Raw genomic sequence first — 6,238 nt, 5'->3', positions numbered from 1 at the left:
TTATACCAACGGGCAGGATTTCTGACTCACGGGGGATTCCGCAAATCATCCTGATCTGATTCCCTGGGGTGCGGGGGGTATCGCGCATGCCATCAGCGGTGAAGATGAGAACCGATTTGACGCCAGCCGAGCTTCGGCGGCTGGCAGCCAGTTCCAAACACGCCAACCAGAGCCGTCGGCTGTTGTCGCTTGCCGCGGTGATGGAGGGGCGAAGCCGGGAAGAGGCAGCGCGGATTGGCGGCATGGACCGACAGACCCTGCGCGATTGGGTTCATCGCTTCAACGAGCTTGGGCCCGATGGGTTGAAGGATAATTGGTGGAAGGGGCCAGCGCCGCTTCTGACCTCAGATCAGCTCACGGCCCTTTCCCAGATCGTCGAGACTGGGCCGGATCAAGGCGAAGACGGCGTGGTGCGTTGGCGGCGGGTTGACCTCAAGCGGGTGATCGAGGAACGCTTCGGCGTCGTCTATCATGAACGGACCGTGGGTAGGATCCTGCACCAGCTCGGCTTCTCTCACATCAGCGCTCGCCCGCGTCATCCCGGCCAGAAGGCGCAGACGATTGCGGCTTTCAAAAAAACTTCCCGGCCACGCTGAAGGCGCATCTGCCCAGGCACAAGCCGATCGAGATCTGGTTCCAAGATGAAGCTCGCATTGGCCAGAAGAATGGCGTTGTGCGCCAATGGGCCAGGCGCGGTACACGTCCCCGCCAGCCGGCGGACCAGCGCTGCCAGAGCGCCTACCTGTTCGGTGCCGTCTGTCCCGCACGTGGCGTCGGTGCAGGCTTGGCCATGCCTTATGCCGACACCCACGCCATGCAGGCCCATCTCGACGAGATCAGCCGCAAGGTCGCCAGCGACGCCCACGCCGCTCTGCTGCTCGACCGGGCCGGTTGGCACACCACCGACAAGCTCAAAGTCCCACGCAACATCACCTTGATCCTGCTGCCTTCGCGCTCGCCCGAGCTCAATCCGGTCGAGAATATCTGGCAATATCTGCGGGCAAACTGGCTCTCGAACCGTGTCTTCGAAGGCTATGATGACATCGTCGATGCAGCCTGCGACGCCTGGAACAAGCTCACCGCACTACCAGCCGTCATAACCTCAATTGGATCACGCCAATGGGCGCACGTCGGTCAAAACTAACGACCGTTGGTATTAGCTTTTATATTTCTCCAAGAGCGCAGTGATGCTTTAAAAAAATCGCTTGCATGCCCTTTATGCCAGATCCGCTGTTGACGGGGCGTATCAGCGTAGGCGCACGCATTGTCCGTTCGTATTCAGGTTCACGGTGTTGGTATGGAGAGCCGCCCCGATTAGGTAGATCGGCGTGGCCTCCTGCGCCATCGTTAGATCAAAAACCTGAGGGCCAACACGAAGTGCGCCGCCGCTTGTGATTTGGGACATACCGTAACCAGGCGCTACCGGTAGTTTATTGCTCGTGGTATTGAAGGCCCCTTGCAGCACCGCAACTGAGCCTCGGTCTGGTGACGTGGAGACAAGGCCGGCGGCACATTCCCAACGGCCCGGCGCCAATTTCACCGTTGCGACGGTGACCTCGCGTCCAATTGGAACAGAAATGGCCTCCCCGTCGACCAAGGCAACCTCCCCCGGTTGGCCGAGATAGAGGGCCGATCCTGCGTCGCTTGGCCCCCAGCTAAAGGCGTTGGTGGGGAGCTGTGCGTCGGCTCCGTATAAGGAAGCGAAGGTATTGTCACGGACGATGACGTTGTCGGCGGTGCTCTCGACGGCGATCAGGTTATTGTATTGGAGATTGGCATGATAGAAGTAATTATCGCGGATATGGACAGCGCTTGCACTGCCCTGAGTGCCACAAGGGCTTCCCTCGCCATAGACATGAACGTAGTTGCCGATCTGCAAGGAGTTATTGTCATTTGATAGCCAAGCCTGTTCCAGCGTGCCATCCGTCACGCGACAGAAGCGGAAGAAATCCTGATTCCGCCCAGTCCAAGTAGCGCCAGCCCCAGTGAAGGGCTTAGCTACCAGCCAGTCGCCCCCACGGATCGTTAGTAGCCCAGCGGCCTGGGCGTCCACGAAGCCAGAGGTTGCGTTGCACGAGAAATTGTCGATGTTGTATTCGAGTGGGGAATAGGTCTTGTTATCTGCGTAAATCTTAATGCACTGCTTGGCGTCCCCAGCTGCGCTGTTCAGAAGCGAGACATCTTCCAGCATACCGGTAGCGTGAATGGTGTAGCCAGTCCGATAGTTTTGGACGAGGGTATTCGTGACATGATTGACGAACATACCACCGCCTTCGAAGACAATGCCGTCTCCGACTGTCGGGTCTGCCATGCCGATAGGAGTTCCGGCGCCGTCATAATACTTAACGCCGCTGAAGCAGGTTGTGTCCTCGATCTGTGAGCCTGCCGCATTGCCGAGATACATGCAGTTGTTAAAATTATTAAACGTAACACTATGAATATTCAGGTTCTTTGACGGCCTGAAGACGGCATAGATTCCATACCGGTTTCCGCCGACCTTCACTTGCGAGATGCTTAGGTCACGGAGTTCGATGCGGTCCTCGCTAGTGACGTTACCAAGCGCTGACGAACTGCATATATTGAAACCGTTGATGAAATTATCCCGTACCGGATTTCCAACATTGTCCAGGAGAGGGCCGGTATTAGTTGAGTTTTTCCAGTTGCGATCAGAACCGAAGGTCAGGGTCGTCTGGCTCTGACCACTACCCTGGAAGACAACAGATGTTCCGCAACTCGCGACGGGGTTGCTGAAGTAGGCCTGGCCCTTAGGGAAGTGAAGGAAGATTCTTTGGCCGTTATACTTCTGGATAATAGAATTGACAGCGACGCCATCGATTTCATCATTCACGGAACTGGCGATCAAACCAGCATTGTCCCGCCACTGCGCAACCGTCCACCCCGCGGAACTCAGGCCGTTGAAGTTGGTGATCTCGAAGAGTCGATGATGATAGCCGTCTCCCATGTAGCCCCAGCCGCGCAGTGTGCCTTCGTCGACGTCGATCTGGTTCTGTGAAGCTGGCAGCGGCGCGCCACCCGCACCCAATGTCCTGAAGTCTTGCGGGGTCACAAAGAGCGGGCTAGTATATTGCAAAGGGGGCACGTCCGTGTCGGGCGGCAGTGTATCAGCGAGAGTGGCATTGAATTGCGCAAATAGCGGCACGAATGCAGCCAAGAGCACGGTGGAGTTGCAAGGAGTGAAAGGTTTCATGCTTTGTCTACCCTGCCTTCCGCAGCAAAGCTAAAGCCATTGCGCGTGGGTTCACGCAATATTGGTTGTGATTGCTCTCTGAGGTCCGCGCAACAGACACGATATCGGGTGAGTGATAATACTCGGCCTGATTGCCGCCTGCGCGATCGGTCAGCTTGAAGTTCGAATTCACATCATTGTTGGGACAGAGGACCACCATTCGGGCCGACGGTTGAGCGAACATAGAGGTGTGGAATGCTGACCCCAGCGCTCCCATAATCACTCTACGGTTGGTAAAAAGTGCGATTTGTTCGGCCAGACTCATTGTCTCAGGGTAGACGATATCAACGCCATCGGCCCTAAGGTACTGTTCGATTTCAGCCTCGTTGCGGATACCAGATGCTACATTCCTGAGCTGCGCCTTGGAAATGTAGGCTGGCGTGCTGGTGTGCTGGGTCTCTACGCCGCGCAGCAGTTCCCGCCCAACCGTGTCCATGAGAGGCCGTGCAGCGTCGGGGAAAATCCATCCATTGATTTGCATCGACGGTCGTGGCACGAGCACATGCCGGAACACTTCAGGCTCTGTCGCGACGACAATGTCACCATAGCTGATACCGAGGGCCTGCAAGCATGGCAGAAGATATGGGTAGCGGTGCCAGCTTTCCAATGGGAACCAAGAATGAAAGAGCACCTTGCGTCCGCGCAACCCCTCCTGTGCCACTAGCCAAAGCCGAGGCAGTGTTTCGAACAGGAAGTGCCCGTAATGAGTGCTGGCCCGTCCACCGTAGATGAGGTCAGATCGGCCTCTATAAGGTGCGGCCGCCGGTTCGATATCGAGCAACGGGATCTGCTGAATAAGCTCGTCGTTCTGACCCGCGAAATCGATCGCCACATTCACAGGCACGGCGTCTCGGTGGAACATACCCCATTTTCCGTCCAGCCGGCACGGGGTGTAGATCACTTCCGATAGATATTCCACCTGCGGCAAACCACGATGAACACGATCACCGAACAGAACGCCAGTACATTCATGCAATTCCGAAATTTTGGTGGCACCAAGCATCGTCGATTCACCTTTGCCCATCCAGCCTCTCAAAAGGTTGCCGCAAACGACTTGCAGCGCAGGTGGCGGTGCGATTCATTTTACACATGAAGTCGTTCTCTTCTTTTAGGCATCTAAGCGAAACCGTGTTAATAACGCTACCGGACAAACAGCCAAGTTTAACCGAACAGCAAGCAACGCGGCTCCACAAAGAGACATGGTCTATTCATGGCACCCTCGGGGTTCCGGCTGCTGCTCATCGATTCAGATTTTCATGTTCTTGGAAATATATTAATCTCCAATATTGTAGAATTAAAATTAAATAATGTTTCATTGCGAATTCAATTTCATTTTATTGATATTTGCAAGTATTTTTTTGTAAATATAGGCCATCTATTTTAATTATTTTTTATTAAAATCGGTTATATTGGTACAATTGGTAAACATTTATTTATAAATTATGTATTATTTTTGTTGAATAAATATAAAATACTTCTTTGAATTTACATTCGTGTTTTTGATTTGAGATAGGCGTGCCGTACTGTGGCCTGATGAGCACGCCGCCCGAGCGGCCCAGATCGTCGTCGATCACCATTGATCTGGTCACGACGCCATACTAGTCGGAACGCCCGATCCGCCAAGGCGTATTGAAGTCGCGTTGACTCACGATTGTACTCGACTTGCCGAACTGTCGACTGCCGGACATATACAATAGCCTGACGTTCACTGTGGCGGTTGTGGATCTTCTCTGGCAACGCCCAGTGACACCATCGATACAATCCCGTTGTATGAGACCGCTGATCACCGCCACGAGTTATCCGCACCGGTCTGCCGGCAAGAAATCCATCCATCGGATGTGCGCATCGCGCCTCACCATCCATTGGACCAATAGAATCAAAGCCCTATGATCAACGTATGGTTCAACGGAACCACACCTTCAGAGGTTCCGCTGCTATGCATTTTCGATCGGATTCGGGTCCGGCGAGTATTGAGGCAGGAACAATATCCAGGCCCCGCGCCCACGGATAATAGCTTCGGCCTTGGCACTTTTGTGGATACTGAGATTGTTGAAGATGACGATGTCGCCAGGCCGCAGCGTCAGCCTATCTTGCCGATGTGCTCACCAAGATCGTCATCGGCCACGATCTTCTGCCTTGGGCCTATAGGGCCCCACCCCCGACCTTAAGGCCGTCGCCTGAGAACGCCGCGTACCCCGCTTCGAATATCCGTATAGGTAGAGTTTGAGCAGGTCGGCCGGATCGTACCTAGGCCGTCTCGTCTCTTTTGCCATTTCCCGGAAAATCCAGCAGCGACGAGATCAACGCATCCACAAAAGCTTCTATCAGGCAGACTGGATGTCGGGTCCGACCTAGTCATCAACAGCTTCTGGAAAAAGCACTAGAGCGTATCTTGTTTAAGTTGGTTCATAGCCCGCTGCCTGGAAGTATTTCGCGCATTCGGCTGGGCTGAAGAGGTGGATGATCGAGCCGACTGCCTCCCATAGGGCATCGATGGTCCTTTCGGCCTTTGCCCGTAGCAGCGCCTTGAGTTTGGAGAACGCATTTTCAATTGGGTTGAAGTCGGGGCTGTAGGGCGGCAGATAGAGCAGGCTCGCACCTGCCGTCTCGATCGCATTACGCACGCCGGCGGTCTTGTGGGCCGGCAGGTTGTCCATCACGACAACGTCGCCGGGCTCAAGGGTCAGGACCAGGACCTGCTCGACATAGGCAAGGAATACGTTGCCGTTCATGGCGCCGTCATAGACGAAGGGCGCGGTCATCCCGGTCAACCGCAGGGCGCCGGTGAAAGTGGTCGTTTTCCAATGACCGTGGGGAACGCCCGCCCGGCAACGCTCACCACGGGGCGCTCTTCCACGCAAGCGCGCCATCTTCGTCGACAGCCCCGTCTCATCGATGAACACGAGCCTTGCCGGATCGAGATCGAGTTGACCGTCGAACCAAGCCTGGCGGCGTTTCAGGATGTCGGGCCGATCCTGCTCCAGTGCATGT

At 55.2% G+C, this 6,238-nt stretch carries 5 protein-coding genes; 1 reads left to right on the top strand and 4 read right to left on the bottom strand.

Annotated features, from left to right (window positions below):
• Nucleotides 1-86: 86 nt before the first annotated feature.
• Nucleotides 87-1,144 (top strand): IS630 family transposase gene (locus ACTJKX_RS37600; protein ID WP_440728444.1). Its coding sequence is split into 2 segments (ribosomal slippage): nt 87-573 and nt 573-1,144, totalling 1,059 coding nucleotides; the frame shifts between segments, so codons are not numbered across the junction.
• 102 nt (nt 1,145-1,246) lie between these two features.
• Here the strand turns inward: ACTJKX_RS37600 and ACTJKX_RS37595 are convergent.
• The 4 genes from ACTJKX_RS37595 to ACTJKX_RS37580 form a co-directional block, all read right to left on the bottom strand.
• A complete protein-coding gene (locus ACTJKX_RS37595; RefSeq protein ID WP_440728443.1) occupies nt 1,247-3,208 on the bottom strand; it encodes a hypothetical protein in 1,962 nt (653 codons plus the stop codon).
• Between the two features lie 7 nt (nt 3,209-3,215).
• A complete protein-coding gene (locus tag ACTJKX_RS37590) occupies nt 3,216-4,271 on the bottom strand; it encodes a glycosyltransferase family 61 protein (RefSeq protein ID WP_440728442.1) in 1,056 nt (351 codons plus the stop codon).
• 910 nt (nt 4,272-5,181) lie between these two features.
• The gene (locus ACTJKX_RS37585; protein WP_440728445.1) at nt 5,182-5,304 is read right to left on the bottom strand and encodes a transposase; all 123 of its coding nucleotides are present in this window, start codon (nt 5,302-5,304) and stop codon (nt 5,182-5,184) included.
• A 339-nt stretch (nt 5,305-5,643) separates the two neighbouring features.
• Nucleotides 5,644-6,238, bottom strand: a 595-nt coding sequence (locus ACTJKX_RS37580; protein WP_440728408.1) for an IS630 family transposase, incomplete at its 5' end; no start/stop codon positions are given.

This window comes from Labrys sp. 22185 (genome assembly GCF_052045555.1).
GTDB lineage: Bacteria > Pseudomonadota > Alphaproteobacteria > Rhizobiales > Labraceae > Labrys > Labrys neptuniae.
The sequence above is the reverse complement of the archived record's forward strand: the minus strand, read 5'-3'. Positions and strand labels throughout refer to the sequence as shown.

Bases quoted from the DNA above. Each gene is read 5' to 3' on its own strand.
- ACTJKX_RS37595 (WP_440728443.1), bottom strand. From the start codon at position 3,208: ATGAAACCTTTCACTCCTTGCAACTCCACCGTGCTCTTGGCTGCATTC.
- ACTJKX_RS37590 (WP_440728442.1), bottom strand. From the start codon at position 4,271: ATGGGCAAAGGTGAATCGACGATGCTTGGTGCCACCAAAATTTCGGAA.